The organism is Pseudomonas sp. JL2 (genome assembly GCF_031570495.1).
Classification (GTDB): domain Bacteria; phylum Pseudomonadota; class Gammaproteobacteria; order Pseudomonadales; family Pseudomonadaceae; genus Aquipseudomonas; species Aquipseudomonas rhizophila.
In genome coordinates this window covers 178,652-203,291 of the sequence record NZ_JAKUDH010000007.1, presented here as the reverse complement: position 1 = coordinate 203,291, position 24,640 = coordinate 178,652, and the positions used below count along the sequence as shown (strand labels likewise).

Here is a 24,640-nt window from a genome sequence, read left to right as displayed (position 1 = left end):
CAGCATGATCAAGCACTGGATCAACGGCCGTGAGGTCGAAAGCAAAGATGTGTTCGTCAACTACAACCCGGCCACCGGTGAAGCCATTGGCGAAGTTGCCAGCGGCGGCGCCGAAGAAGTTGCCCAGGCCGTGGCTGCGGCCAAGGACGCTTTCCCGAAGTGGGCCAACACGCCGGCCAAGGAGCGCGCCCGACTGATGCGCAAGCTCGGTGAACTGATCGAGCAGAACGTGCCGAAACTGGCCGAACTGGAAACCCTCGACACTGGCTTGCCGATTCATCAGACCAAGAACGTGCTGATCCCGCGCGCCTCCCACAACTTCGACTTTTTCGCCGAAGTCTGCACGCGGATGGACGGCCACACCTATCCGGTCGACGACCAGATGCTTAACTACACCCTGTACCAACCGGTGGGTGTCTGTGCATTGGTCTCGCCCTGGAACGTGCCGTTCATGACCGCAACCTGGAAGACCGCGCCGTGCCTGGCGCTGGGCAACACCGCCGTGCTGAAAATGTCCGAGCTGTCGCCGCTGACCGCGAACGAGCTGGGGCGCCTGGCGGTGGAAGCCGGCATTCCCAACGGCGTGTTGAACGTGATCCAGGGTTACGGTGCCACGGCCGGCGACGCATTGGTGCGGCATCCGGATGTGCGGGCGATTTCCTTCACAGGCGGCACCGCCACCGGCAAGAAGATCATGCAGACCGCCGGGCTGAAAAAGTATTCGATGGAACTGGGCGGCAAGTCGCCGGTACTGATTTTCGAAGACGCCGACCTTGAACGGGCCCTCGACGCAGCGCTGTTCACCATCTTCTCGCTCAATGGCGAACGTTGCACCGCTGGCAGCCGGATCTTCATCCAGGAAAGCGTCTACCCACAGTTCGTGGCCGAGTTCGCCGCCCGGGCCAAACGCCTGATTGTCGGTGATCCGCAAGACCCGAAAACCCAGGTCGGCTCGATGATCACCCAGGCCCACTACGACAAGGTCACCGGCTACATCAAGATCGGCCTCGAAGAAGGCGCCACGCTCCTGGCCGGCGGTCTGGAGCGCCCGGCCAACCTGCCGGCGCACTTGAGTCGCGGCCAGTTCATCCAGCCGACAGTGTTCGCCGACGTGGACAACAACATGCGCATCGCCCAGGAAGAAATCTTCGGCCCGGTGGTGTGCCTGATCCCGTTCAAGGACGAAGCACAAGCCTTGCAACTGGCCAACGAAACTGAATATGGGCTGGCGTCGTACATCTGGACCCAGGACATCGGCAAGGCCCATCGCCTGGCCCATGGCATCGAGGCCGGCATGGTGTTCATCAACAGCCAGAACGTGCGCGACCTGCGCCAGCCTTTCGGCGGCGTGAAGGGTTCCGGAACCGGCCGCGAAGGTGGACAGTACAGCTTTGAAGTCTTCGCCGAGATCAAGAACGTCTGCATCTCCATGGGCGGGCATCACATTCCGCGCTGGGGGGCATGACCCAGGCCGAGTGANTGCGCGACCTGCGCCAGCCTTTCGGCGGCGTGAAGGGTTCCGGAACCGGCCGCGAAGGTGGACAGTACAGCTTTGAAGTCTTCGCCGAGATCAAGAACGTCTGCATCTCCATGGGCGGGCATCACATTCCGCGCTGGGGGGCATGACCCAGGCCGAGTGATACCCCTGTGGCGAGGGAGCTTGCTCCCGCTGGGCTGCGAAGCGGCCCCGGCTTTTCCTGGCGATTGCTGCGCAATCGAGCGGGAGCAAGCTCCCTCGCCACAAGTGCAGCGATCCACCCAAAGCATCAAGACTTGATTCACCCGCTGTCCCGAAATTCAACAAGAACAATTTTTCAGGAGAATCATCATGGGCGAAGTCGTCCTGGCTGCGAAAATCTGCCACGTTCCCTCGATGTACCTGTCGGAGCTGCCGGGCAAACACCACGGCTGCCGCGCAGCGGCCATTGCCGGCCATAAGGAAATCGGTCGCCGCGCCCGTGAACTGGGCGCCGACACCGCCGTGGTGTTTGACGTGCACTGGCTGGTCAACAGCGCCTACCACGTCAACAGTGGCGCGCACTTCAAAGGCATCTACACCAGCAACGAGTTGCCGCACTTCATCAAGAACATGGAGTACGAATACTCCGGCGCTCCGGAACTGGGCGAATTGATCGCCGCCGAGGCCAATGCCGCCGACGTGCGCACCCTGGCCCACAACATCCCGAGCCTGGAGCTGGAATACGGCACGCTGGTGCCCATGCGCTACATGCACATGGATGTTCCGCAAGACCAGAAATTCGACGTGGTGTCGGTTGCCGCCTGGTGCGCCTGGCACCGTCTGCAAGACAGCTTCACCTTCGGTGCCGCCGTGCGCCGGGCCATCGAAAAAAGTGATCGCAAGGTGCTGGTGCTGGCTTCCGGCTCGCTGTCGCACCGCTTTTCCGATGATCGCAATGCCGAAGCCAACATCCACAACTGGACGCGCGAGTTCGACAAACAGGTCGACCTGCATGTCGTGGAGCTGTGGCGCCAGGGTCGCTGGAAAGAGTTCTGCGCCATGCTGCCCGATTACGCCGAGCACTGTTTCGGTGAGGGCAAGATGCATGACACCGCCATGCTTCTGGGGCTGCTCGGTGGGCCGGACTATGCCAAACCCGCCGAAATCATCACCGAACCTTTCGGCAGTTCCGGTACGGGCCAGATCAACGCCATTTTTCCAGTTTGAGCCACAGCGGCAGCCGACCACCCTCGACTTGCCGCTTGAAGCTTGCCACTCACAGCTGCCGACGCAGGAGGTCGCCATGCCCCACTTCATCGCCGAATACACTGACAACATCGAACAACAGGCCGATCTGCCCGGCCTGTTTGAAAAGGTCCACACCCTGCTGGGTGACAGCGGCGTGTTTCCCCTGGGTGGTATCCGCAGCCGTGGTGTGCGCCTGGATACCTGGCGCATGGCCGACGGCAAGCACGACTATGCCTTCGTCCACATGACCTTGAAGGTCGGCCATGGCCGTGACCTGGCTACCCGCCAGAAAGTGGCGCAAAAGCTCTTTGAAGTGATCACCGCGCACTTCGCCGAACTCCAGGCCCAGCGCTTGCTGGCGCTGTCGTTCGAGATGATCGAGCTGCACGAACAGCTCAACTTCAAGGCCAACAACGTTCACGCCTTCCTCAACGCCCAGGCCCATTAAACCCGCCTGCCCGTTCGCCCTTCGGCCTCTCTGACAAAAAGTACAAGATCATGAGCACAGCCAATACCGCCGACACTGCCGGCACAATCGCCCACGACCGCACCCATGCCACCGTCACCTGGCGACTGATGCCATTGCTGTTGGTCTGCTACCTTTTCGCCCACCTGGACCGCATCAACATTGGCTTTGCCAAGATGCAGATGAGCGCCGACCTGCAGTTCAGCGACACGGTCTACGGCTTCGGCGCGGGCCTGTTCTTCATCGCCTACGCGCTGTTCGGCGTGCCGAGCAACATCGCCCTGGACCGGGTCGGCCCGCGCCGCTGGATCGCCACGCTGATGGTGGTCTGGGGGGCTTTGTCCACCGGCATGTTCCTGATCGAAAGCGCCGCCGGGTTCTACGTGTTGCGCTTTCTGCTGGGGGTGGCCGAAGCCGGGTTCTTCCCGGGCATTCTGGTCTTTCTCAACCGTTGGTACCCGGCACGGCGCCGCGCCCAGGTGACCGCGCTGTTTGCCATTGCCGTGCCGATGGCCGGCGTGATTGGCGGGCCGTTGTCGGGCGGCATCCTTGAACACTTCCATGACTTCGGTGGCCTGCGCGGCTGGCAGTGGATGTTCGTCATCGAAGGGCTGCCGGTGATTCTGCTCGGCCTGGTGGTGCTCAAGTGCCTGCCGGACAGTTTCGAGACGGTCAACTGGCTGACACCGCAAGCCAAACAGCAATTGCGCGCGCAACTGAGCGTTGAAGAACAACGCAAATCCATCACCTCGTTCTCGGCGATTCTCAACAACCCGCAGGTCTGGTTGCTGGTGGCGGTGTATTTCGCCGTGATGCTGGCGGTGAACACCCTGGCTTTCTGGATGCCCACGTTGATTCACGGCGCCGGAATCGGCAGCGACGGTCAGGTTGGATTGCTCAGCGCCGTGCCGTATCTGGCCGGCTGCTTTTTCATGATCGGCTGCGGCCGTTCGTCAGACCGCCATCGCGAACGGCGCTGGCACCTCTGCGTACCGCTGCTGATGGCGGCGGCAGGCATTGCCATCGCCGGTCTCTCACCCACCAGCCCAACCCTGGTACTGGGTGGCCTGATCATCGCGGGTATGGGTGCCAGTGCAGCGTTGCCGATGTTCTGGCAACTGCCACCGGCCTTCCTGTCCAACAGCACCCAGGCCGCCGGCATCGCACTGATCAGCTCCTTCGGCAGCATTGCCTCATTCCTGGCGCCCTATCTGATCGGCTGGATGCGCGACACCACCCAGAGCGCCAGCCTGGCCCTTTATGTGCTGGCGCTGCTCATCGCCGTGGGGGGCCTGCTGGTGCTTCGCACCCAGGCCGCCATCGTCAACCCTCAATAAGAGATGCTCTTCATGCTCGATCAAAACCTCATCCAGCAGGCCGCCGCCCGCCTCGACCACGCAGAACGTTCGCGCGAACAGGTGCGGCAGTTTTCCCTCGACCATCCGCATATCACCCTGGACGACGCTTACGCCATCCAGCGCGCCTGGGTTGCGCAAAAGATCAAGGACGGCCGCAAGCTGGTCGGCCACAAGATCGGCCTGACCTCCCGGGCCATGCAGGTCTCGTCGAACATCACTGAGCCGGACTATGGTGCCCTGCTCGATGACATGTTCTTCGACGAGGGCACCGACATCCCGTTCGAGCGCTTCATCGTGCCCCGGGTAGAAGTGGAACTGGCGTTCATCCTCGGCAAGCCGTTGAAAGGCCCGAACGTGACGGTATTCGACGTGCTGGACGCCACCGAATGGGTGATCCCGGCACTGGAAATCATTGATGCCCGCATCCAGCAGATCGACCCACAAAGCAAGGCCACCCGCAAAGTCTTCGACACCATCTCCGACAATGCCGCCAACGCCGGCGTGGTCATGGGCGGGCGCGCGGTGCGCCCCACTGAAATCGACCTGCGCAAGGTGCCTGCGGTGCTCTACCGCAACGGCGTGATCGAGGAATCCGGCGTCTCGGCCGCGGTGCTCAATCACCCGGCCAAAGGCGTAGCCTGGCTGGCGAACAAACTGGCGGCCTACGACGTCACGCTGCAACCGGGGCAAATCATTCTCGGCGGCTCCTTCACCCGTCCCGTGGCGGCCAACCCGGGGGATACCTTCCATGTCGACTACGACATGCTCGGTTCCATCGCTTGCCGTTTCGTCTGATCGGAGACTGACTCATGGACATGCCCATCAATACCTTCAAGCAACGGCTGCGCAGCGGTGAGGCGCAGATTGGCCTGTGGCTGGGCCTGGCCGACGCCTACTGTGCGGAACTGGCGGCCAACGCCGGCTTCGACTGGTTGCTGATCGACGGCGAACACGCGCCCAATGATGTGCGCGGGATGCTCGGCCAGCTCCAGGCCGTGGCCCCCTACCCCAGCCAACCGGTGATCCGCCCGGTGGTCGGCGACACCGCATTGATCAAGCAGGTGCTCGACATCGGAGTGCAAACCTTGCTGGTGCCGATGGTCGAAAGCGCCGGCCAGGCTCGCGAACTGGTGCGCGCCATTCACTACCCGCCTCAAGGCGTCCGAGGCGTCGGCAGTGCGCTGGCCCGTGCATCACGCTGGAACAGTATTGCCGGTTACCTCGATAAGGCCGACGAACAGATGTGCCTGCTGGTGCAGATCGAAAGCCGCGAGGGCCTGGCCAACCTGGATGCCATCGCGGCAGTGGAAGGTGTTGACGGGGTCTTCATAGGTCCGGCGGACCTGAGCGCGTCCATGGGTTTTCGTGGCAATCCCGGGCATCCGACCGTGCAAGCCGCCATCGAGGACGCCATCGCCCGCATCCGCCAGTCCGGCAAAGCGGCCGGGATTCTCAGCGCCGATGAAAAGCTCGCCCGGCGTTACATCGAACTGGGCGCGGCGTTTGTCGCGGTGGGGGTGGATACGACCGTACTGATGCGCGGTTTGCAAAGCCTTGCGGCGACGTTCAAAGACGCACCAAAACCTGCGGCTAGCGGTGTGTACTGATAGCAACACAAACCTCTGTGGCGAGGGGGGCCTGTGGGAGCAAGGCTTGCCCGCGATGAAGGCACCGCGGTCTCTCAGAAACCGAGGTGCCGATTTCGCGAGCAAGCTTTGCTCCCACAGACGTTAACCAACCCGGGATCTCAACGCCTGATCGCTTTCAGGTCATTGAGCAACTCCAGCAACGTCTGCAACTTCTGCTCCCCCAACTTGCCCTGCAAACGCTGGTAATTCTCTTCCATGCTCTGGCTCATCGAATCGAAGCTCGCCTGCCCCTGCGGCGCCAGGCGCACCAGCACCCGCCGCTGATCCTGTTCGGCCTTGCGCCGTTCCACCATGCCCGCCGCTTCCATGCGCGTCAGCACGCCGGTCATGCTCGGTTTGAGAATGCAGGCCAGTTCAGCCAGGCGATTGATCTCCAGCTCGTCGTGCTGGCTGAGGATACGGATGACTCGCCATTGCTGTTCGGTCAAACCGTGCTGGTTGAGGGAGGGACGGAAAAAACCCATGGCCGCTTCACGGGCCTGTAGAAGGGTGAGGGTCAAGGATTGGCGCGGTTTGGGCATAGGTGAGTTCGCGAGGGAATTTAGTTAATGAGTTAACTAAATCTTAACAGCTTCGGCGCCAAGTTACCTTGGGGCGAAGGGATTTCTCTCCTCGCCACAAGGCTGATTGTCGCGCCTGAACCCCTGTAACAACTCAAGCGCCTTTGATGACGCCTTTGAGCACGGCCTTGAAATGCTCCACCTGTTGCTCGCTGAACTGGCCGAATACCTTGTCCTGCTGCTCCTTGGCAATTGCCCAGAGTCCTTCGGTTTCGTCCACGCCCTTGACGGTCAGACGCACTCGCTCGCCCTCATCGGTGACCAGGCCCTTGCGCTTGAGGTTAGCCACGGCCTCTTCGATCTCACGCGCCGGCATCGCCACTTCTCGTTGCAGGTCGCACAGGTTCAGCCCTGCATCGTTTTCCAGCACCATCAACATCCGTGCTTCGCTGGTGCGCAGCCCGGTGGACAGCTGGCGCGGCTGGTAACTGGCCTGATAGGCCCGCAGCGCCTGGGTCATCAGGTAATACAGGTTGTGGCTCAAACGGCCCTGGAAGTGACTGCTGGGGGACTGTCCCTCCTCCCGTTTGGTCATGCGGGTGTGGGGCAAGATCATCGAGTAGGCGCCCTGGTGATAGAGCAACGGTGAGCGGCCGTAATCATCAAACGCCACGACTTTACCGATCATGATCCAGTGATCACCGCCATCGACCTGTTGGAATTTTTCACAGTGAAAACGCGCCGAGCAATCGACAAACACCGGAGCACCTCCCTCCCCGGCCTCGAACTGGATCTCGGCGAACCGATCCTCCTTGGGCCGAGCGAAGTTGTTCGACAGGTCGATCTGATCGGCGGCCAGCACGTTCACCGCAAAATGGCTGGCGGCCTCGAACACACCGTGACTGCTGGAGCGCTTGTCGATGCTCCAGAGAATCAGCGGCGGATCCAGGGACACCGAGTTGAAACTGTTGGCCGTCACACCGACCTTGCGACCATCTTCGGCGGCCGCGGTGACCACGGTCACGCCAGTGGCAAAGTTACCCAGGGCCCGGCGAAACGCACGGGTGTCGAAAGCGCTATCGCACACATCAGACATACAAGACTCCCGGCCGCCTCAGTCGACGGCCTCAATTGTTTTTATATGAGCCAGGCTCAGCGAGCAGGCGGTCAAACCATGGTGGGGTCGGGCTCCAGGCCCATCAGTTCACGGCCCAGAATCTGCGCGCAGACGTCGTAGTCGGTGTAGGCGTGAGCACCGGTCAAATGGGCATCGCGGAACAGTCGTTGCAGTTCATTGGTCTCGAACCAGGCGCCACCCCCGGCTGCTTCCATCAGGCGATCCACTGCCTGAATGCACATTTTGGTGGCGTACCCCTGGTTGGTCCGCCAGAACGCCAGGGTTTCGCGGCTGGGGTATTGGTGGCGCTCACTGTGCTCGGCATGCTCTTGCCAGGTTTTCTCCAGAAACGCCCGGGCTGCCGCCACCTGATGAGTGGACTCGGCCAGGCGCATCAGGGCCGGGGTGGCGGCGCCCACTGCCGCGCCGGTGTAGGCGCGCACGCGGGTCCGGGTTTTCTCGCGAAAAACCTCCAGCATGCGTTCCGCCACACCCAGGCTCACGGTGGAGAAACCGCTGGCGAAATACGGGCGATACGGCGAGTAGAAAATCTTGCTGTCGGGGTACAGGCCAAACCCGGCGGATTTGCCTTCCATCATGTCCTTGGCTTTCTGAATCCGGTGTTCCGGCACAAACGCGTTGTCGATGATCAAGGTCTTGCTGCCACTGCCGCGCATGCCTACCGCGTACCAGTCATCGCGGATTTCATAATCGCTGCGAGGCAGCACCGCGAAGCAATAGTCCTGGGTTCCTTCGGCATTTTTGCGGCGAAATCCCACGATCGCCCACTCGGCATGGTCACAGCCGCTGCTCCAGCCCATTTCGCCGCTGAACATCACACCGCCCTCGACCTCCTCGGTGCGGCCGAAAGGTGCAATGCTGCTACTGGCAGTCGCATCGGGATCGTCACCCCAGACTTCTTCCTGGGTTTTGGCCGGGAACATTGCCAATTGATGGCTGTGGGTGCACAACAGGCTCATGGCCCAGGCGGTGTTGGCGCAGGAGCCGGCCAGCAACGCGATGCAGTCGGCGAACTGCGGTAGCGATATTTCCATGCCGCCGTACTTTTTCGGCTGGAAAGCCCGGTGCATGCCGATACCTTTGAGCAAGGCTATATTTTCGACAGGAACGCTACGGTCCTTCTCTGCCTGGAAGGCATTGGCGGCAATGACCGGCAGGATAGGCTTGAGGTCTTCGAGCAATGGATTTGGCTTTTTCATGGACGGGCTCTTTTATTATTGGCATCTGCCGATCCCGCCTTTACCCGGCAACCCGGTGGTGCAGAAATGGCGAAATCAGTGATTAAGGCCCGTTCAGTATGGGTAATCCGGGGCAACTGAAAAATGCACCTTCCAGACCCAAGATTGTACTTTCCACGGTGCGACCTTCACTGCCATGGCGCGCTCGATCAAATCCGCCGGCACGGATGATCAAGACAGGCGCCAGCACCAGGGCTCTTAATAGGGCCATCGCGTGCAGTGTCTTGCGAAGGCGCTTGTCACGGCGTTTCTTTTCACTTTGTCAGGTTGCGTCATGATCAATATCGAAACGCCCACCTATTACACCGCCACCAAGAAATACAACCTCAGTTTCCCAACCCTGGAACAGGACGTGGAAGCCGACGTCGTGGTGATTGGCGGCGGTTTCTCCGGCATCAATACCGCGCTGGAACTCGCTGAAAAAGGCATTACCAATATCGTGGTGCTGGAGGCGCGCTACCTGGGGTTCGGCGGCACCGGGCGCAATGGCGGGCAGATCATGGCCGGCATCGGCCATGACCTGGAAAAAATCAAGAAGGATGTGGGAGAAGACGGGCTGCGGCAGGTCTTCGAGATCAGCGATCTGGGCGCGGACATCATCAAGGACCGCATCGCCAAGTACGACATCGATGCCGACTTCTGCCATGGCTACGGCTACATGGGCTTCAACGCTCGCCAGGAAAAAACCCTGCGGGCCTGGGAAAAAGACTTCAAGTCGATCAACAGCAAGCATGAGATCCGCTTTCTCGGCGGTTCCGACGTGCAGCAAATCATCGGGTCCAAGGCCTACAGCAGTGCATTGCTGCACATGGGCGGCGGGCACGTGCATTCGCTGAACCTGTTGCTGGGCGAAGCCAAGGCACTGGTCAGCCACGGCGTGCGGATTTTCGAGAACAGTCCGGCCCTGGAAGTCAGCTACGGCGAGCGCATCACCGTGCGCACCGGGCGTGGCTCGGTCAAGGCCAGCAAGCTGTTGTGGGCCTGCGACAGCTTCCTCAACAAACTGGAGCCGGAGCTGCATCGCTCGACCATCAATACCTATGCCTTCCAGATGATGACCGAGCCATTGTCGGAGGAGCTGATCCAGCGCATCAGCCCGATTCGCGGCGCCTACAGCGATATTCGCCCGGTGATCGACTACTACCGCGTCACCAATGAAAACCGCCTGCTGTTCGGTGCGGCGACGCCGTTGATAGAACACATCCCCCAGGACCTCAAGGCCTGGAATCGGCGCCTGATGCTGAAGATTTTCCCGTACCTCAAGGACGTGAAGATCGACCTGGCCTGGGGCGGCCCGATGGCGTGCAGCCCGAACCTGTTTCCGCAGATCGGCACCCTGCCCGGCCGCAGCAATGCGTTTTTCGTCCAGGGCTATTCAGGCTTTGGCGTCACCCCCAGCCACATCATCTGCAAGGTGCTGGCCGAAGGCATGAGCGAAGGCTCGGCGCGCTACGACCTGGTCAGCTCCGTCAGGCGTCCGACCATCATCGGCAAGGACGCCATCCGTCCACTGCTGCTGACCGCCGGCAAGTCCTGGCACCAGCTGTCGGGTTACTGGAATGGCCGTCGCTGATGGCCATGATGCCAGTCAGTTAGGCGCTCCCACAGATCCCAGCGCCTTCACGGACCGGTACTAGACATACATACCCGCTGTTTTTTTCACTCATCAGGAGTCACTGCCATGCCCCTTATCAACCTCAAGAAAGACATCCAGCTGTCCGACCTGGACGCCTGGGGCACCGTCGCCGATCTCGGTTCGCAGATTCTCGAAGGCGAAGTCAAAGCCTTCGGCAAAATGACCTTCGGCGCCCCCACCGATGCGGTCAGCAGCGCCTACTTCGGCACGACCAAGGGCAAGTTCCGAATGGTTTATCCGTTCGCCGAACAGGCCACCGTGGTCACTGGCGAAGTGGTGCTGACCGATGAAGCCAGCGGCCAGAGCACCCGCTACAAGGCCGGCGACAGCTGGTTCGTGACCAAAGGTACGCCGGTATTGTGGGAAGTGGTCAGCGAAAGTTTTGTCAAACACTACTTCGCGGTAGTCTGACCGGACCCGGCTGCCGGATTCACCGGCAGCCCTCTTGGCGAAGGTTGCGAGCATGTACGTCATCCCCTCCCAGGACATCGCCGGCCATTGCCTGCACGCGTTCACCCAGCTCGTTCCCGCCAGTCGAGCGGCCTTCTATTGCGTCGACCGACAGTTGCAAGCCCATGACTTCAGCCTGCATGGCATGAGCGGCGAGATGCATCGCGACTATCTGGACAATTATCGCCAGTTCGACCCGTTGCAGCCGCGCAACTACGTTTCCAGCCACCTGGCCGTGGTGCCTCTTGGGCTGGCCATGGCCCGCCAGCCAATCCGTGACAGCCATCGCTACCGCCATTTTTTACAGCGCTACGACGTGGTGGATGTGGTGGAAGTCTTCGCCCATCGGGGCAGTCGGCCTCAAGCGGCTATTTCCTTGTTGCGCACCGCCGAGCAAGGCGTCTTCACCAGCGAGCAACTGACGCAGCTCGCAGCGCTGCAAGCGTTGCTGCAACTGGCCGTCGCCAACCTGCCACCGCAGGACGACTTGCTCAGTAGCCTGACCCCCAAGGAACGCCAGATAGCGTTGCTGCTGCGCCAGGGCGCCAGTAACAAAGAGTTGGCCCGAGAGCTGGAAGTCGGCCTGCCCACGGTCAAGACGCATCTGATCAACCTGTTTCGCAAGACCGGCGTGAGCAATCGAACCGAGCTGGTCAGCAGCCTGTTCCTCTAAGCCATTGCCTGTGCCGGTTCAACCATTCGGTTGATGGGCCAGCCCCGCGCAAGGCGCCATGATCCGGGTGGCTATCTCATCCAACCGGAGTCTTGCAATGACCACACCTACAGACTGGATCACCGTCGGCGCCCTGGCCGACGGCTTTGCCCCTGAAGCGTTCATCCTGCCGAACCTGGCCGACCTGAACGGTAAGACCTTCACGCTGAATTTCGCCAATGGCTGGCAGATCGAACACCGCTTCGAACAGCAAACCCTGTCATGGAACGCAGCCGATGGTCATTCCAGCGGCACCGCGCCTTATCGGGCCACGTCGGTGCGGCCAGGCCTCTACCTGGTGGATTTCGTCAAGCACGAAGGCGCACAAGCCTGGTCGGTCAGCCTGGTACTTGATACCGCTCACGCGGCGTTCACCGCAGTGATAGGCAGCATGCCCGGGCAAGAACAAACTCGCGAAGGTCTGTACAGCCGCGCGCTGGCCGGCCAGCCACTGACGGGCGTGAAAGTGGAGTTCCTTCACGGCAGTCTCGACCGCCCCTGGCAGCAGGGCCTGTGCCCACATGCACCGACCACCGAACTGGTGGGCCTGCGCAACCTGTATCGCTACAGCCCCAGCGAAGTCTACGAACACATCTATCTCAACGACCGGTTCTATTCCTGGCAGTGCCTCAAGGGTGTCGAACAGGGCCTGTGCGATACCGACCGGTGTGACACCTACAAGATCGCCGATCAGTTGTACCTGTTCGTCTGGCGGGAAAAGATCATCCCGACCCTGGGCCTGGTGCTGATCGACATGCAGCAGCACCGCAGCGACGGCAAGATTTTCGGTTATGCCGGCGCGTCTTTCGATGAGTTTTCCAATTTCCCCGTCAGTTCCTACTGCCAGGTTCTCAACCGGACGGAATATCCCGATGCCTGAATTGCGCACCATCGTGATCACGGGCGCGGGCACTGGCATCGGTGCCGCCTGCGCCCGGTTGTATGCCGCTGACGGCGCCAACCTGGTGCTGATCGGCCGACGCCGCGAACCTCTGGCGCAACTGGCCGAGGAAATAGGCGGCCTGGTGCTGGTGGGCGATGCCGCGTGCCCGACGACCTGGGACGGCTTCGTCGCACAGATCCGCGAGCGTTATGGCCGGCTCGATGTGCTGCTGGCCTGCGCTGGCGGCATGGGCCTGGGCAGCGCCACCCAGACCAGCCCGCAGACCTGGGAAGCGGCCATGCGCAGCAATCTCGACAGCGCCTTCTACAGCGCCCGGGCGTGCCTGCCGCTGCTGCAGGAAAGCGCTGGCAACATTGTGCTGATCGCATCCATCGCGTCGTTGGCGGCAGGCCCGCAAGTTTGCGGCTATACCACCGCCAAGCACGCGCTGCTGGGGCTGAACCGCTCCCTGGCGCGCGATTACGGCCCGCGCGGGGTGCGGGTCAACGCCGTCTGCCCGGGCTGGGTGCGCACGCCGATGGCTGATGAGGAAATGCAGGTCTTGATGCAGTTTCACGGCGAAACGCTGCAGCAGGCCTACGACAGGGTCTGCGCGGACGTGCCATTGCGCAGGCCCGCCAGCGCGCTGGAGATTGCCCATGTGTGTCGCTTCCTGGCCTCGGATCAAGCATCGATCATCACTGGCGCGGCACTGGTGGCCGACGGTGGCTCCAGCATCGTAGACGTACCAACCCTGGCCTTCAGCCGGATGGAGGTCACGGATGCCTGATGATCTGGATTTCAGCGCAAAAACGGTGCTGGTCACAGGCGGTGCCCAGGGTATAGGCCGGGCCATCGTCGAAGCCTTCGCCTGGCGTGGGGGCCGTGTGGTGATCGCTGACCTGGACCTGGCACAGGCCGAGGTGGTGGCGAGCGAGTTGACCGCTGCAGGTTGTCAGGTACAGGCCGTGGGCGTGGACCTGGCCGATGCAACGGCGATCAGTACGCTGATAGCTGATCTGGAGCAGCGTCTGGGGAGGCTGGATGTTCTGGTGCACAACGCCGGGTACTTTCCCCTGACACCCTTTGCCGGGATCACACCGCCGATGCTTGAGCGCACGCTGGCAGTCAACCTTTCGGCGCTGTTCTGGCTGACTCAGGGAGCATTGCCGATGTTCCGTCGGCAGGGCCGGGGCTGCGTGCTGGTGACCTCCTCGGTCACCGGCCCGCGGGTGGCTTATCCAGGGCTCAGTCACTATGCGGCGTCCAAGGCCGGAGTCAACGGGTTCATCCGCAATGCGGCACTGGAACTGGCGAGTGAGCATATCCGGGTCAACGGCGTCGAACCCGGGATGATCGCGACACCGGCCATGGCGAACCTGGGGGATGATGCGGTCAATCAAGACATCGCCCGTCGGGTACCGCTGGGACGCCTGGGCACCCCGTCCGACATCGCCGGCGCCATGCTCTTTCTGGCATCGGACCTGGCCGCGTATGTGACCGGACAAACCCTGGTGGTGGACGGCGGCTCGACCTTGCCCGAAGTTTGAGCGTGTGGGAGCGGTGCGTCGGCTGGCGATGATGTCGACGCAGCCGTCATCACCGGCAGCCCTGCTCCCACAGCCCCATCCTCCCCCCATCCACTGTGGGAGCGAGCCTGCTCGCGATAGCCGTGGGTCAGCTTGAGCCGACCCTGAATGCGCCCACCACTCAAACCACCCCCTGTACCTGTTGCAGATGGCTGGCACGAAATTCCTTGGGCGATAGCTCGAACTGTTTCTTGAACGAACGGCTGAAATGGGCCGAATCGGTGAAGCCCCATTTGTAGGCGATCGAAGTGATGGATTCGTCCCGCAGGAACGGATTGGTCAGGTCATCGGCGCTGCGCTTGAGCCGGGCCCGCTGGATGTAGCGGCAGACGCTGTCATCCTGTTCTTCGAATAAACGGTACAGATGTCGCACCGAAATGTTCAGACGGTTGGCCAGGCCCACCGGGCTCAAGCCGGGCTGGGTCAGGGACTCGTCGATGACTTTCTGCACATAACTGCGCAAGTGACTGCCTTGAAACGCAACGCCGTCATCCTCCGATCCGGTGCCCTGCTCCAGGGCCGAACCGAGCAGCGAAACAAACGCATTCTGCAAAGCTTCGCCTTCTCCTGTGGCGCCCTCACCGTCGGGAGTGTCCTTGCACAGCTGATCCATCAAGACGTGCAACATGCGCCCACAAGCCTTGCGCGAGGAGATCTTGCCGAAGGTCCGGGTTTCCCCGCCCAGTTTCCTGGACACATCCTGGCGGGACAGAGACAACACCGCGTGTTCAATCAGGCCGAACGGGCTGATCTCGAGCGAGCCCACCGAATCCATCAATAGCAGTTCGCCGGGCGCCAGCTGGATGCTCAGGCCGTTCTGAGTAATGCGTGAATATCCACTGCGCTGACTGACCAGGAAGCAATCCTGGTCGTCATCGTGGTCGGGATTTGGCGAGTGACGCTTGATACAGCCAGCGTTGGTACGCAAGTTGGCGAGGGGAAGACCGCCACGGAAGAAATTCGACACCTCACCGATAAACAGCGCGCGATTAAAGGCCAGTTCCGTCTCGAAATGGCCGCAAGTCGCGCGCAGATCCCGGTTCCAGGTCTCCAGCCCGTCTTGCCCAACCTGATGCATGCTCATGGCGCTCTCCGCAGTGGCTTATTGTTTTTGTACGGCAATAGTTAACATGTTATCTATATGCACGCAACAAGTACCTGATCGCCAGAGCAGTAGCACAATTGATGCCAGGGCAAAGCCCACAAATCAGAGTGTTCCCAGCACCCTTTGCAAGCCGCTCAAGACCGCCCACAAGGCAATCCGTTGCTCGCGGCTCAAAGCAATGTAGCGCCGAAAGGCCGGCATCCGATTCACCACCTCACTGCCGCCCATGTGCTCCAGCCGCACGCACCACTGGTGGTCTTGCAGATCGATGCGCAGGCGTTTGAAGTCCAGCGGCATGAGGGCTTGGTACAGCGCCGGATCGCCCTCTATCGCCGTCTTCAAACGAGCCGACAGCTGATTGTCCCCGTCCTTGAGCCGACAACGAATACCCTGGCGACGCACGGCCCCGCCATGGTGCAGTTCCACGCGTGCCGTGCCCTCTCTCGACGCAGGCACGCGCAGCACGAACTCGGTCATCACCAGGTGCATCAACAACTGCGACTCGGTGCGCTCGACGATCTCCACCTGCAAGCAACCATCATCGGTGACGGCCATCGCCATCACCGGGCCGGACATCTCGAATCGCGCCAGCCCGAGGTTGCGCCGCAAGTGTTCCAGCGTCACCCCGGGACGATAACCGACCGGGGCGCGGTGGGCACTGAACAGCTCAGACAGTCTTCGCAGCACGTTCGTCAAACTCGCTGACAGGTTGCCCTGGCTCATGGGAAAACTCCTTGGCCAGCACGTCTTCCACCGACGCGGGCTTGAATGGATTGACCTTCTGCACCACCAGGGTCCAGAACAAGGCGTAGGCCGCAGTGCCACCGAGCATCACCGCGAATGGAACGTAAATGTCTGCCGGATTCATGCCTGGTGGAGTGATGAACCACATGCCGATGACGATGCCGACACTGGACAGGATCTGAGGCAGCGGGAAAAACGGTGAGCGATAGGCCCGTGGCAGATCCGGACGACGGATCCGCAGGCTGATCACCGACACGGTCACCAACAGGTAGGCAAAACTCCAGGCACACACTGCAGCCAGCACCAGATGCATGATGTTGTCGGTATTGCCGCCGAGCCACAACGCGTGCAGACAGGGAATCAGCATCGCCACAAGGATGCACAGCACGGGGGTCTTGAAACGCGGGTGCAGATAGGTGAAAAACCGCGGCAGCGCACCATCCACCGCCATGCCATACAGAATCCGCGGCACACCGGCCATCAGGGTGTTGATGGTCGCCGCTCCGGCAAACAGGAAGCCGATCCCCAGCCACATCGGGCCGATATCGCCCATGACCTGCTCGGCGAATCGCGGAATCGCCATGGGCGTGTCCAGCAAGTGCACGCCGCTGGAGGCATCGAGCAGTACGTTTTCGACCTGGCGCTTCATCGCCGCGCCATAAATGAACATGCATGTGGCAACGCCGAACAACCCCAGCATCATGGCCCGCGGCATGGTCGTGGCCGAGCGCCGCAGGTCCGGCGCCAGTGGCGTGACGAACTCGCAACCGACAAACATGAACATGGCCATGCCCACCAGCGACAGCACCGTCACCAGATCGGTGCCCACCACGGATGCGCCAAACCACCCCTCCAGCTCCACCGCCGGAGCGGCGATCAAGCCCAATACGCCGAACACCATCAGGGTCGTCCACATGCCGAACGTGAGGATGATCTCGGCCCGGCCGAAGGCGCTGACACCAAACGCGTTCAGCACGCCGAAGACCACGACGAACCCCACGCCCAACAGCCAGGAGCCACCCGCCGATTCGGCCAGGGTGTTGAGGTGCTCGAAATTCACCAGGGCCATGACCCCGGCCAGGATCGTTTCCGCAGTTCCGGCGAACACATGGACAATCAGGTAGGCCGACAGCGTACCGGCGATTGCAAAAAAGCGTCCCATGCCACAGTTGATGTAGTCGTAGACCGAGCCGGTGGTGGGCAGGATCGAGGCGGCTTCGGCGAAGGTGGTCGCCTGGGCCAGCATCATGACCACGGCGATCAACATCGCCACGGCAAAGGCGCTGCCGCCAATACCGAAGCCCATGGTGGCGGTGAGAATCACCGGGCTTGCCATGATCAGGCCAATGGTGCTGGCCAACGCGGTGGGAAAGCCCACCGTACCCCGGTTCAAGTGCTCGGTGAGCCTGTCATTGATCGACATCGTGAAGATCCTCGAAAGCGGATTTTTAGTATGGATGCCACTGCCGTCCAGGAGCCGGCGCTCAAGCCTTCCCCAGCCAGTCCCTGATCGAAACGGCGTCGCGTGCAGGATCACTGTGCGCCGCCCTCGGCCCGAGCGTCTTGCCCGTGTCTGCCGCCGGTTTTGTTGCTGCCTGCCAGCGCTCGCGCCTTGGCGGGCTGGATCAATTATCTGGCAGGCAGGTAAAAGACTTCCCTGCCCCGGTCTCCCCTTAATGGGCGCTCTGATGTCCTATCACACTGGGGAAAACACCATGGAGCACACCCGCAATACACCTTTGCTGCGCAACGCCATCGGCCTTGGGATCGCCCTGCTGGTGGCTGATTCGTCGGCCCAGGCCTATGAGCTTTACGCCGACGACGACACCACGGTTACCGGCAACTTCCTGGCGGTCTACGGGATGTTCAATAGTCGCAAGAACTATGACGGCACCCGCGGCGGCTCAAGTTGGCGTGAGGGTTTTATCAAGTATGGCCTGAGTATCGACCAGACACTCGGCGCCATGGGCAGCGTCTACGGGACGGCCAATCTGGTCAGCTCCGGCACCTGGGGCGACGGCGATGCCGCGGGCCTGAGCGACGGATCCGAACGCACCACCAAGTTCGATGAAACGTTTGCCGGCTGGCGTTCAGGGGATCTGTTCCCGGCGCTGGGCAAGGACGGCGTCGACCTGTCCTACGGTCGCCAGGTCATTACCCTCGGCGATGGTTTCATCATCAATGACGACGGTCTGAACCTGGGCAAAGGCGTGGCCGACGGTGAGTTCAACCGCGGCGGCGCCTATTACCTGGCGGCCCGTCATGCCTTCGACAAGACCGCCGTGCTGCGCCTGGGCGGCCAGGAAGGCGTACACGGCAGCCTGATGTGGATCAAGTCCGACAACCGCGCCCAGGCCAATACCGAAATGGCCGCCGGTACCCTGCAATACAGCGCCGCACCAGGCACCCTGGGGCTGACCTACATCCATGGCATCGACGTCGATGATCGCTACGCCAGCGAGTTCCAGAAGCAGCGCGAAGGCATGGACATCTACAGCCTGCGGGGCGCGGGGAATGCCGGCATCGACAATGCCCACTTTGCCTTCGAATATGCCTGGCAGGACAAGGACGCGGGCCCGGAGAAAGCCTGGTACACCGAAGTCGGCTACACCTTCGCTGAGCTGCCCTGGACCCCGGACCTGACCTATCGCTACAGCCGCTACTCCAAGGACTGGGACTCGATGTTCAACGGCACGAGTCGCGGCTATGGCACCTGGTTCCAGGGCGAAGTCACCGGCAACTATTCCGGGCCGTTCAACAGCAACACCGCTGTCCAGCACCTGGGGCTCAAGCTCAAGCCAACAGAGGCAGTGACTATCGGCGCGCTATTCTTCGACTACAAGACCCTGCACACCCGCGACGCGCTGAATCTCGATGGACGGGAGCTGGACCTGTATGTGGAATGGGCCGTGAACGAACACCTGATCGTCACGCCACTGGTGGGTCTGTACAAGCCGGAAAAGGACGCGAGCAACGGCGGCAATCAAGTGAGTGGCAACGGCACCAATGTCTACAGCCAACTGGTGGTAGCGGTTCCATTCTGAAGCAACCGGGAGCTGCCCCGAAGGCAGCTCCCGGGCGGATTATTGTTTGTGCTGATGCAACATGGTCTGGATCTGATGGGTCGCCTGGCGAGTGCTTTCTGCCAGTTTGCGCACCTCATCGGCCACCACGGAAAAACCGCGTCCGACCTCGCCCGCCCTGGCCGCTTCAATGGCGGCGTTCAAGGCCAGCAGATTGGTCTGCTCGGCGATGCCCTTGATCACCCCCACCACGGTGGCAATCTGCGCGTAGGTCACCTGGTTCTGCTCCAGCATGCGCTGGTGGGTGGATTGGGCCGAGCGTTCATCGCTGATATCGCGCACCGCACCGATGACCCGAACCAGGCGTGCGTGCGAATCCCGTAACGCGCGACCACGCTCGCGACACCAGATGTAATCCCGGCTCTTATGGCGCATCCGGTATTCGAATACGTACTCGCCGCTGCCCTGGGAGCCAAGGATTTCCCGCTCGAAAATCGCCATGATCTTTGGCAGGTCGTCAGGGTGGGTGATGCTGACCTGGGCATCCCAGCCATCGGGTAACTCATCGGCGGTGTAGCCCAGCAGCGAGCGGAACTGACCGGAAAAACGCATGGCGCTGGCGGGGTGCTGCAGATCGCCATTGACCACCGTGATGTCCCAGCAGCCTTCGGTCAGGGTCGATTGCAGCAGCTCCCAGATGTGCGCTTGCTGCTGGAGTTGCTGCAACTGCTGGCGGTGTTCATCCAGGCGTGCTTCAAGCCGATGCTCGCGCTCCAGGGCCTGTTCCAACTGCTGGCGAGCCACCTCAAGTTCATGCTCACGTTGCCGGCCTCGCGCGCTCTGCTCGCTCACCTGTGCCTGGGCATTGCGCAGGTCTTCGCTTGCCTGCGTCATCTGCCGTGCGTGTTGCTCAAGACAGTCCCGCAGTGGCGGATACACCTCCAGCATCGGGGCGTCGCCGCCCTCTCCGGCCAATGCGCGTTGTATTTGCGCGATCAACGCCAGCTTCTGTTTGTTGGTCTGGAGAAACATCGCCCGCCCCTTTGCCCGTCAGTCGAAACACTGATCTGAACGCAAACCGGTCGCGCTGGCTTGTACATGGCTGCAATGGCTTTTGCTCCTGGCTGCCAGCCCCTTCCGGAAACTGGCAGCCACAGACATACCCCGCGGCAGGCACAGTCAAGCCGCATCGGCCCCCAGGGATTAACCTCCAGACTTTCCCTTGCCCGCGATCAGGAAACCCTCATGAGCGATATTGCCCTGCTGCCTCAGGTCGAAGCTTTTCTCGCCCGACACCACGCGCTGTTCATCGACGGTCGTTATGTCCAAAGCCAAAGCGCGCAGACGCTGGACGTCGTCAACCCCGCCACCGGCCAGGTCATCGCACAGGTCAGCGAAGCCTCGCCAGGCGATATCGATGCGGCGGTGGAGTCGGCGCGGCGCGGATTCAAACAGTGGTCTGCGGCGGCACCGGCCGTGCGCGGTCACGTGCTGCTCAAGCTGGCGGACCTACTGGAGCGCCATCGCGAAGAACTGGCGCAGATCGAAACCTGCCAGTCGGGCAAGATCATCCAGATATCCCGCGCTTTCGAGGTCGACCAGGCCGCGCATTTTTTGCGTTATTACGCCGGCTGGGCCACCAAGATCAGCGGCCAGACCATCACCCCGTCGCTGCCCTCCTTCGCCGGTGAACGCTACACCGCGTTCACGCTGCGCGAACCGGTGGGCGTGGTGGTCGGCATCGTGCCGTGGAACTTCTCCACCATGATTGCCATCTGGAAACTCGCCTCGGCACTGGTGACCGGCTGCAGCATCATCATCAAACCCAGCGAGTTCACGCCGCTGACCATCCTGCGCATCGCCGAACTGGCCATGGACGCGGGCCTGCCACCGGGTGCCCTCAACGTGGTGACCGGCGGTGGTCAAGTAGGCAAAGGGTTGATCGAGCACCCTGGCACAAACAAGGTTTCGTTCACCGGTTCCGTGCCAACCGGCCTCGCCGTCGGCCAGAGCGCCATGGGCGCCGGGCTGACCCGTGCCACACTGGAACTGGGCGGCAAGAATGCGGCGGGCTTTCTGCCGGACGTGGCGGCGGACGTGGCGGTCAACGGCATCATCGAAGCGGGTTTTCTGCACTCAGGGCAAATCTGCGCGGCGGCCGAGCGGTTCTTTGTCCATCGTTCGCAGCTTGAACCGATCATGGACAAACTGGCCCAGCGCCTGAGCAAACTCAATATCGGCTCGCCCCTGGACGAAGCCACCGAGTTCGGCCCGGTCACCAACCGCCAGCATCAGCGCAAACTCGGTGAGTTCTTTGCCAAGGCCCGGGCGCAAGACAACACCATCATTCACGGCGGCAAGTTGATCGACGGACCGGGCTGTTATGTCGAGCCGACCATCATCCTTGCCAACAGTCGCAGCGATACCTTGCTTCACGAAGAGACCTTCGGCCCGATCGCCACGTTCTTGCCTTACGACAGTGAAGAAGAACTGCTGGAGCTGATGAACGACACGCCGTTCGGCCTGAGTGCCAGCCTCTGGACCAATGACCTGGGCAAGGCCCTGCGCATGGTGCCCGCCATCGAAGCCGGCACCGTATGGGTGAACATGCACACCCTGCTCGACCCGGCCGTGCCCTTTGGCGGCAGCAAGTCTTCGGGGATGGGCCGGGAGTTCGGCAGCGCCTTCATCGACGACTACACGGAACTCAAGTCCGTGATGATTCGCTACTGAGCCGCGACGTGGCGCTCACCCCAGGTAGCGCTTGAACCACTCAAGGGTGCGCCCCCACGCCAGTTCGGCAGCCGCTTCGTCATAGCGCGGGGTCGAGTCGTTGTGGAAGCCATGGTTGACGCCCGGATAGATATAGGCCTGATAGGTCTTCTTCCCGGCCTTGAGCGCTGCTTCATAGGCCGGCCAGCCTTCGTTGATGCGGGTGTCGAGTTCGGCGTAGTGGATCAGCAACGGTGCTTTGATTCGCTGCACGTCCTCAGGTTTGGGCCCGCGCCCGTAGAATGGCACCGCCGCGCCGAGCTCGGGATACGCCACGGCGGCGGCATTGGCCACCCCGCCGCCGTAGCAGAAACCGGTGATGCCGACTTTCTTGCCGCCAATGGCGTCGTGTTTCATCAGAAACTCAACAGCAGCGAAAAAATCGTTCATCAGCTTCTCGGGATCAACCTGCTGCTGAAGCTCGCGCCCCTTGTCATCGTTACCCGGATACCCGCCCACCGAGGTCAGGCCGTCCGGCGCCAGCGCCACGAAACCGGCCTTGGCCACACGCCGGGCGACGTCCTCGATATAGGGGTTCAAGCCACGGTTCTCATGGGCGACCACCACACCGGGCACCGGGCCGCTAGCCTTGGCTGGCCGGACCAGATAGCCGCGCACCTGACCGTGACCGTTGGGAGAGGGATAAGTGATGTACTGCGCCACGATATCCGGGTCGGTGAAGTTCACCTGCATCGCTTGGGCATAGTTGGGGCTCAACGACGCCAGCAGTGCGCCGGCCGTCAGCCCGCCCACCGCAAACTGACTGGCCCGCTCCAGGAAGATCCTTCGGGATATCTGGCCGTGGGCGTAAAAATCGTAAAGCTCGAGCAGTTCGGGGGCAAAGTCCTTGGCGGTCAGGCGAGTCATGGTTTGATCCTCTTCGGGGATCGAAAAATCATAGACGAAAAAAAACGCCGCTCGATGAGCGGCGTTTTTTATTCACCAGACAACGTCCGGTTTACAGCGCCATGTCGGCCGCCGGGTTGCTTTGCGGGGCAGCGGCCGGCGCAGTCGGTGCAGGCGCGGTGCGCTGCTGGCCGATCGTCGGTGGCGTGTCCAGCTGCAGGACTTCGCTGGTGTAAGCCCACTCCTGAGCCACACGCTCAGGGCTTTCGTTGAGCTTGGTGCCGTAGCTTGGCACGATCTGATGCAGTTTTTCCTGCCAGGCCGGGGTGGCGACCTTGTCCTTGAAGACCTTCTCAAGCACCGTCAGCATGATCGGCGCAGCAGTCGAGGCACCTGGCGAAGCACCCAGCAGAGCGGCGATGCTGCCGTCCTGGGAGGCGACCACTTCAGTACCCAGTTTCAGAACGCCGCCCTTCTCTTCATCACGCTTGATGATCTGCACGCGCTGGCCGGCCTGCCACAGGCGCCAGTCTTGCTGCTTGGCGTCCGGGAAGTATTCCTTCAGGGCGTTGAAGCGATCTTCGTCCGACTGCATCAACTGGCCGGCCAGGTATTCAACCAGCGGGTACTGTTCGATACCCACCTTGGTCATCGGCCACACGTTGTGGGTGGTGGTGCTGGTCAGCAGGTCAAAGTACGAACCGTTCTTCAGGAACTTGGTGGAGAAAGTGGCGAACGGGCCAAACAGAATCACACGCTTGCCGTCGAGCACGCGGGTGTCCAGGTGCGGAACCGACATCGGCGGTGCGCCAACCGAAGCCTTGCCGTAGGCCTTGGCCAGGTGCATCTGGGCGACGGTCGGGTTCTCGGTCACCAGGAACGAGCCGCCCACCGGGAAGCCGGCGTATTCACGGGCTTCGGGGATGTCGGCTTCCTGCAGCAGGTGCAAGGCACCGCCGCCAGCGCCGATGAACACGAACTTGGCGTCGGTCTCGGTTTCGCTACCGTCCTTCAGGTTCTTGTACGCAACGCGCCAGGTGCCGTCTTCGTTGCGGGTGATGTCCTGCACTTCGCTGGACAGCTTGAGGGAGAAGTTCGGTTTGGTTTGCAGGTGAGCAGCAAACTGACGGGTGATTTCGCCGAAATTCACGTCGGTGCCCAAGGGACTCCAGGTGGCCGCGACTTTCTGGCTCGGATCACGCCCTTGCATCATCAGCGGTACCCACTTGTTGATCTGCTCGCGATCTTCGGAGTACTGCATGCCGGCGAACAACGGGCTGGCCTGAAGGGCTTCGTAGCGCTTCTTCAGGAACGCGATGTTGTCCTCGCCCCAGACAAAGCTCATGTGCGGGGTGGAGTTGATGAACGAGCGCGGGTTCTTCAGCACGCCGTTCTTGACCTGCCAGGCCCAGAACTGACGGGAAACCTGGAACGCTTCGTTGATCTCGATGGCCTTGGCGATTTCGACCTTGCCATTCTTGTCTTCGGGCGTGTAGTTCAGCTCGGCCAGCGCGGAGTGACCGGTACCGGCGTTGTTCCAGCCGTTGGAGCTCTCTTGGGCAACACCGTCCAGGCGCTCGACCATTTCCATGGTCCAGTCCGGTTCCAGCTCATTGAGCCAAACGCCGAGTGTCGAGCTCATGATGCCGCCACCAATGAGCAGGACATCCACTTTTTTTGCCTCGGCGGCGTGCGTGGTCGCAAGACCCATCGCCATCGCCAGGCCCAGCAGCGCCGTGTGTGTTTTCTTCAACATGTGTGTATCCCTAGGGTAGAACGCCATTCCGCCCACCAGTCCGGCAATGATAGACCACGCCATGGCCG

At 61.7% G+C, this 24,640-nt stretch carries 23 protein-coding genes and 1 pseudogene; 15 read left to right on the top strand and 9 right to left on the bottom strand.

Features of this window, described 5'->3' with window-relative positions; translation table 11 throughout:
• Window positions 1–4: 4 nt before the first annotated feature.
• The 7 genes and pseudogenes from hpaE (at window position 5) to hpaI (ending at window position 6,138) form a co-directional block, all read left to right on the top strand.
• Window positions 5–1,465, top strand: a complete 1,461-nt coding sequence (gene hpaE / locus MKS85_RS12515; RefSeq protein ID WP_310662936.1) for a 5-carboxymethyl-2-hydroxymuconate semialdehyde dehydrogenase — start codon at window positions 5–7, stop codon at window positions 1,463–1,465.
• A gap of 17 nt (window positions 1,466–1,482) precedes the next feature.
• Window positions 1,483–1,626: pseudogene (locus tag MKS85_RS28965) on the top strand (aldehyde dehydrogenase family protein); the annotation flags it as partial.
• A 202-nt stretch (window positions 1,627–1,828) separates the two neighbouring features.
• Entirely contained in the window at window positions 1,829–2,686 is an 858-nt protein-coding gene (gene hpaD, locus MKS85_RS12510; RefSeq protein ID WP_047229903.1) for a 3,4-dihydroxyphenylacetate 2,3-dioxygenase, read from the top strand.
• Window positions 2,687–2,762: 76 nt separating this feature from the next.
• On the top strand, window positions 2,763–3,155 hold the full coding sequence (locus tag MKS85_RS12505; RefSeq protein WP_047229904.1) for a 5-carboxymethyl-2-hydroxymuconate Delta-isomerase: 393 nt from the start codon (window positions 2,763–2,765) through the stop codon (window positions 3,153–3,155).
• 50 nt (window positions 3,156–3,205) lie between these two features.
• Window positions 3,206–4,510 (top strand): MFS transporter, encoded by a 1,305-nt coding sequence (locus MKS85_RS12500; RefSeq protein WP_047229905.1) that lies wholly within the window; start codon window positions 3,206–3,208, stop codon window positions 4,508–4,510.
• A 12-nt stretch (window positions 4,511–4,522) separates the two neighbouring features.
• Complete coding sequence (hpaH, locus tag MKS85_RS12495) at window positions 4,523–5,326, top strand: 2-oxo-hept-4-ene-1,7-dioate hydratase (protein ID WP_047229906.1); 804 nt, start codon at window positions 4,523–4,525, stop codon at window positions 5,324–5,326.
• Between the two features lie 14 nt (window positions 5,327–5,340).
• Window positions 5,341–6,138 (top strand): 4-hydroxy-2-oxoheptanedioate aldolase, encoded by a 798-nt coding sequence (hpaI, locus tag MKS85_RS12490; RefSeq protein WP_310662935.1) that lies wholly within the window; start codon window positions 5,341–5,343, stop codon window positions 6,136–6,138.
• A 140-nt stretch (window positions 6,139–6,278) separates the two neighbouring features.
• On the opposite strand, the gene hpaR is transcribed toward hpaI, so the two are convergent.
• From hpaR to MKS85_RS12475, 3 genes are all read right to left on the bottom strand, one after another.
• The gene (gene hpaR / locus MKS85_RS12485) at window positions 6,279–6,701 is read right to left on the bottom strand and encodes a homoprotocatechuate degradation operon regulator HpaR (protein ID WP_047229908.1); all 423 of its coding nucleotides are present in this window, start codon (window positions 6,699–6,701) and stop codon (window positions 6,279–6,281) included.
• 133 nt (window positions 6,702–6,834) lie between these two features.
• Window positions 6,835–7,776 (bottom strand): p-hydroxyphenylacetate 3-hydroxylase reductase component, encoded by a 942-nt coding sequence (locus tag MKS85_RS12480; protein ID WP_047229909.1) that lies wholly within the window; start codon window positions 7,774–7,776, stop codon window positions 6,835–6,837.
• 71 nt (window positions 7,777–7,847) lie between these two features.
• Complete coding sequence (locus MKS85_RS12475) at window positions 7,848–9,017, bottom strand: p-hydroxyphenylacetate 3-hydroxylase oxygenase component (protein ID WP_310662934.1); 1,170 nt, start codon at window positions 9,015–9,017, stop codon at window positions 7,848–7,850.
• Window positions 9,018–9,330: 313 nt separating this feature from the next.
• Here MKS85_RS12475 and MKS85_RS12470 point away from each other — a divergent pair, with 313 nt between their 5' ends.
• The 6 genes from MKS85_RS12470 to MKS85_RS12445 all read left to right on the top strand — a co-directional run bounded on the left by MKS85_RS12470 (window position 9,331) and on the right by MKS85_RS12445 (window position 14,287).
• Window positions 9,331–10,629, top strand: coding sequence for an FAD-binding oxidoreductase (locus MKS85_RS12470; protein ID WP_047229911.1), 1,299 nt, complete (start codon window positions 9,331–9,333; stop codon window positions 10,627–10,629).
• Window positions 10,630–10,737: 108 nt separating this feature from the next.
• On the top strand, window positions 10,738–11,103 hold the full coding sequence (locus MKS85_RS12465; protein WP_047229912.1) for a cupin domain-containing protein: 366 nt from the start codon (window positions 10,738–10,740) through the stop codon (window positions 11,101–11,103).
• 52 nt (window positions 11,104–11,155) lie between these two features.
• Complete coding sequence (locus MKS85_RS12460) at window positions 11,156–11,815, top strand: helix-turn-helix transcriptional regulator (protein WP_310662933.1); 660 nt, start codon at window positions 11,156–11,158, stop codon at window positions 11,813–11,815.
• A gap of 97 nt (window positions 11,816–11,912) precedes the next feature.
• Window positions 11,913–12,734 carry a molybdenum cofactor biosynthesis F family protein gene (locus tag MKS85_RS12455; protein ID WP_107321710.1) on the top strand — a complete coding sequence of 274 codons (822 nt, stop codon included), beginning with the start codon at window positions 11,913–11,915 and terminating at the stop codon, window positions 12,732–12,734.
• Window positions 12,727–13,527: an SDR family oxidoreductase gene (locus MKS85_RS12450; RefSeq protein ID WP_310662932.1), complete on the top strand. Its 801-nt coding sequence runs from the start codon at window positions 12,727–12,729 to the stop codon at window positions 13,525–13,527. The genes MKS85_RS12455 and MKS85_RS12450 overlap by 8 nt, the downstream gene beginning before the upstream one ends.
• Window positions 13,520–14,287: an SDR family oxidoreductase gene (locus tag MKS85_RS12445; protein ID WP_310662931.1), complete on the top strand. Its 768-nt coding sequence runs from the start codon at window positions 13,520–13,522 to the stop codon at window positions 14,285–14,287. The genes MKS85_RS12450 and MKS85_RS12445 overlap by 8 nt, the downstream gene beginning before the upstream one ends.
• A 160-nt stretch (window positions 14,288–14,447) precedes the next feature.
• On the opposite strand, the gene feaR is transcribed toward MKS85_RS12445, so the two are convergent.
• The 3 genes from feaR to MKS85_RS12430 form a co-directional block, all read right to left on the bottom strand.
• Window positions 14,448–15,410: a transcriptional regulator FeaR gene (feaR, locus tag MKS85_RS12440; protein ID WP_310662930.1), complete on the bottom strand. Its 963-nt coding sequence runs from the start codon at window positions 15,408–15,410 to the stop codon at window positions 14,448–14,450.
• A 123-nt stretch (window positions 15,411–15,533) separates the two neighbouring features.
• Entirely contained in the window at window positions 15,534–16,154 is a 621-nt protein-coding gene (locus tag MKS85_RS12435) for a DUF3156 family protein (protein WP_310662929.1), read from the bottom strand.
• Window positions 16,099–17,598, bottom strand: coding sequence for an APC family permease (locus MKS85_RS12430; protein ID WP_310662928.1), 1,500 nt, complete (start codon window positions 17,596–17,598; stop codon window positions 16,099–16,101). The genes MKS85_RS12435 and MKS85_RS12430 overlap by 56 nt, the downstream gene beginning before the upstream one ends.
• Window positions 17,599–17,890: 292 nt before the next feature.
• Between MKS85_RS12430 and MKS85_RS12425 the strand changes: the two genes are divergently transcribed.
• Window positions 17,891–19,219 (top strand): alginate export family protein, encoded by a 1,329-nt coding sequence (locus MKS85_RS12425; protein WP_310662948.1) that lies wholly within the window; start codon window positions 17,891–17,893, stop codon window positions 19,217–19,219.
• Between the two features lie 39 nt (window positions 19,220–19,258).
• Here MKS85_RS12425 and MKS85_RS12420 read toward each other — a convergent pair whose 3' ends face one another.
• Window positions 19,259–20,230 carry a methyl-accepting chemotaxis protein gene (locus MKS85_RS12420; protein WP_310662927.1) on the bottom strand — a complete coding sequence of 324 codons (972 nt, stop codon included), beginning with the start codon at window positions 20,228–20,230 and terminating at the stop codon, window positions 19,259–19,261.
• A gap of 213 nt (window positions 20,231–20,443) precedes the next feature.
• Between MKS85_RS12420 and MKS85_RS12415 the strand changes: the two genes are divergently transcribed.
• Window positions 20,444–21,931, top strand: a complete 1,488-nt coding sequence (locus tag MKS85_RS12415; protein WP_047229921.1) for an aldehyde dehydrogenase family protein — start codon at window positions 20,444–20,446, stop codon at window positions 21,929–21,931.
• 15 nt (window positions 21,932–21,946) lie between these two features.
• Here the strand turns inward: MKS85_RS12415 and yghX are convergent, their stop codons facing one another.
• Together yghX and mqo are read right to left on the bottom strand one after the other, a co-directional pair.
• The gene (gene yghX, locus MKS85_RS12410; protein ID WP_160892512.1) at window positions 21,947–22,837 is read right to left on the bottom strand and encodes a YghX family hydrolase; all 891 of its coding nucleotides are present in this window, start codon (window positions 22,835–22,837) and stop codon (window positions 21,947–21,949) included.
• A gap of 91 nt (window positions 22,838–22,928) precedes the next feature.
• Window positions 22,929–24,572: a malate dehydrogenase (quinone) gene (gene mqo, locus MKS85_RS12405; RefSeq protein WP_274090837.1), complete on the bottom strand. Its 1,644-nt coding sequence runs from the start codon at window positions 24,570–24,572 to the stop codon at window positions 22,929–22,931.
• Between the last annotated feature and the right edge of the window lie 68 nt (window positions 24,573–24,640).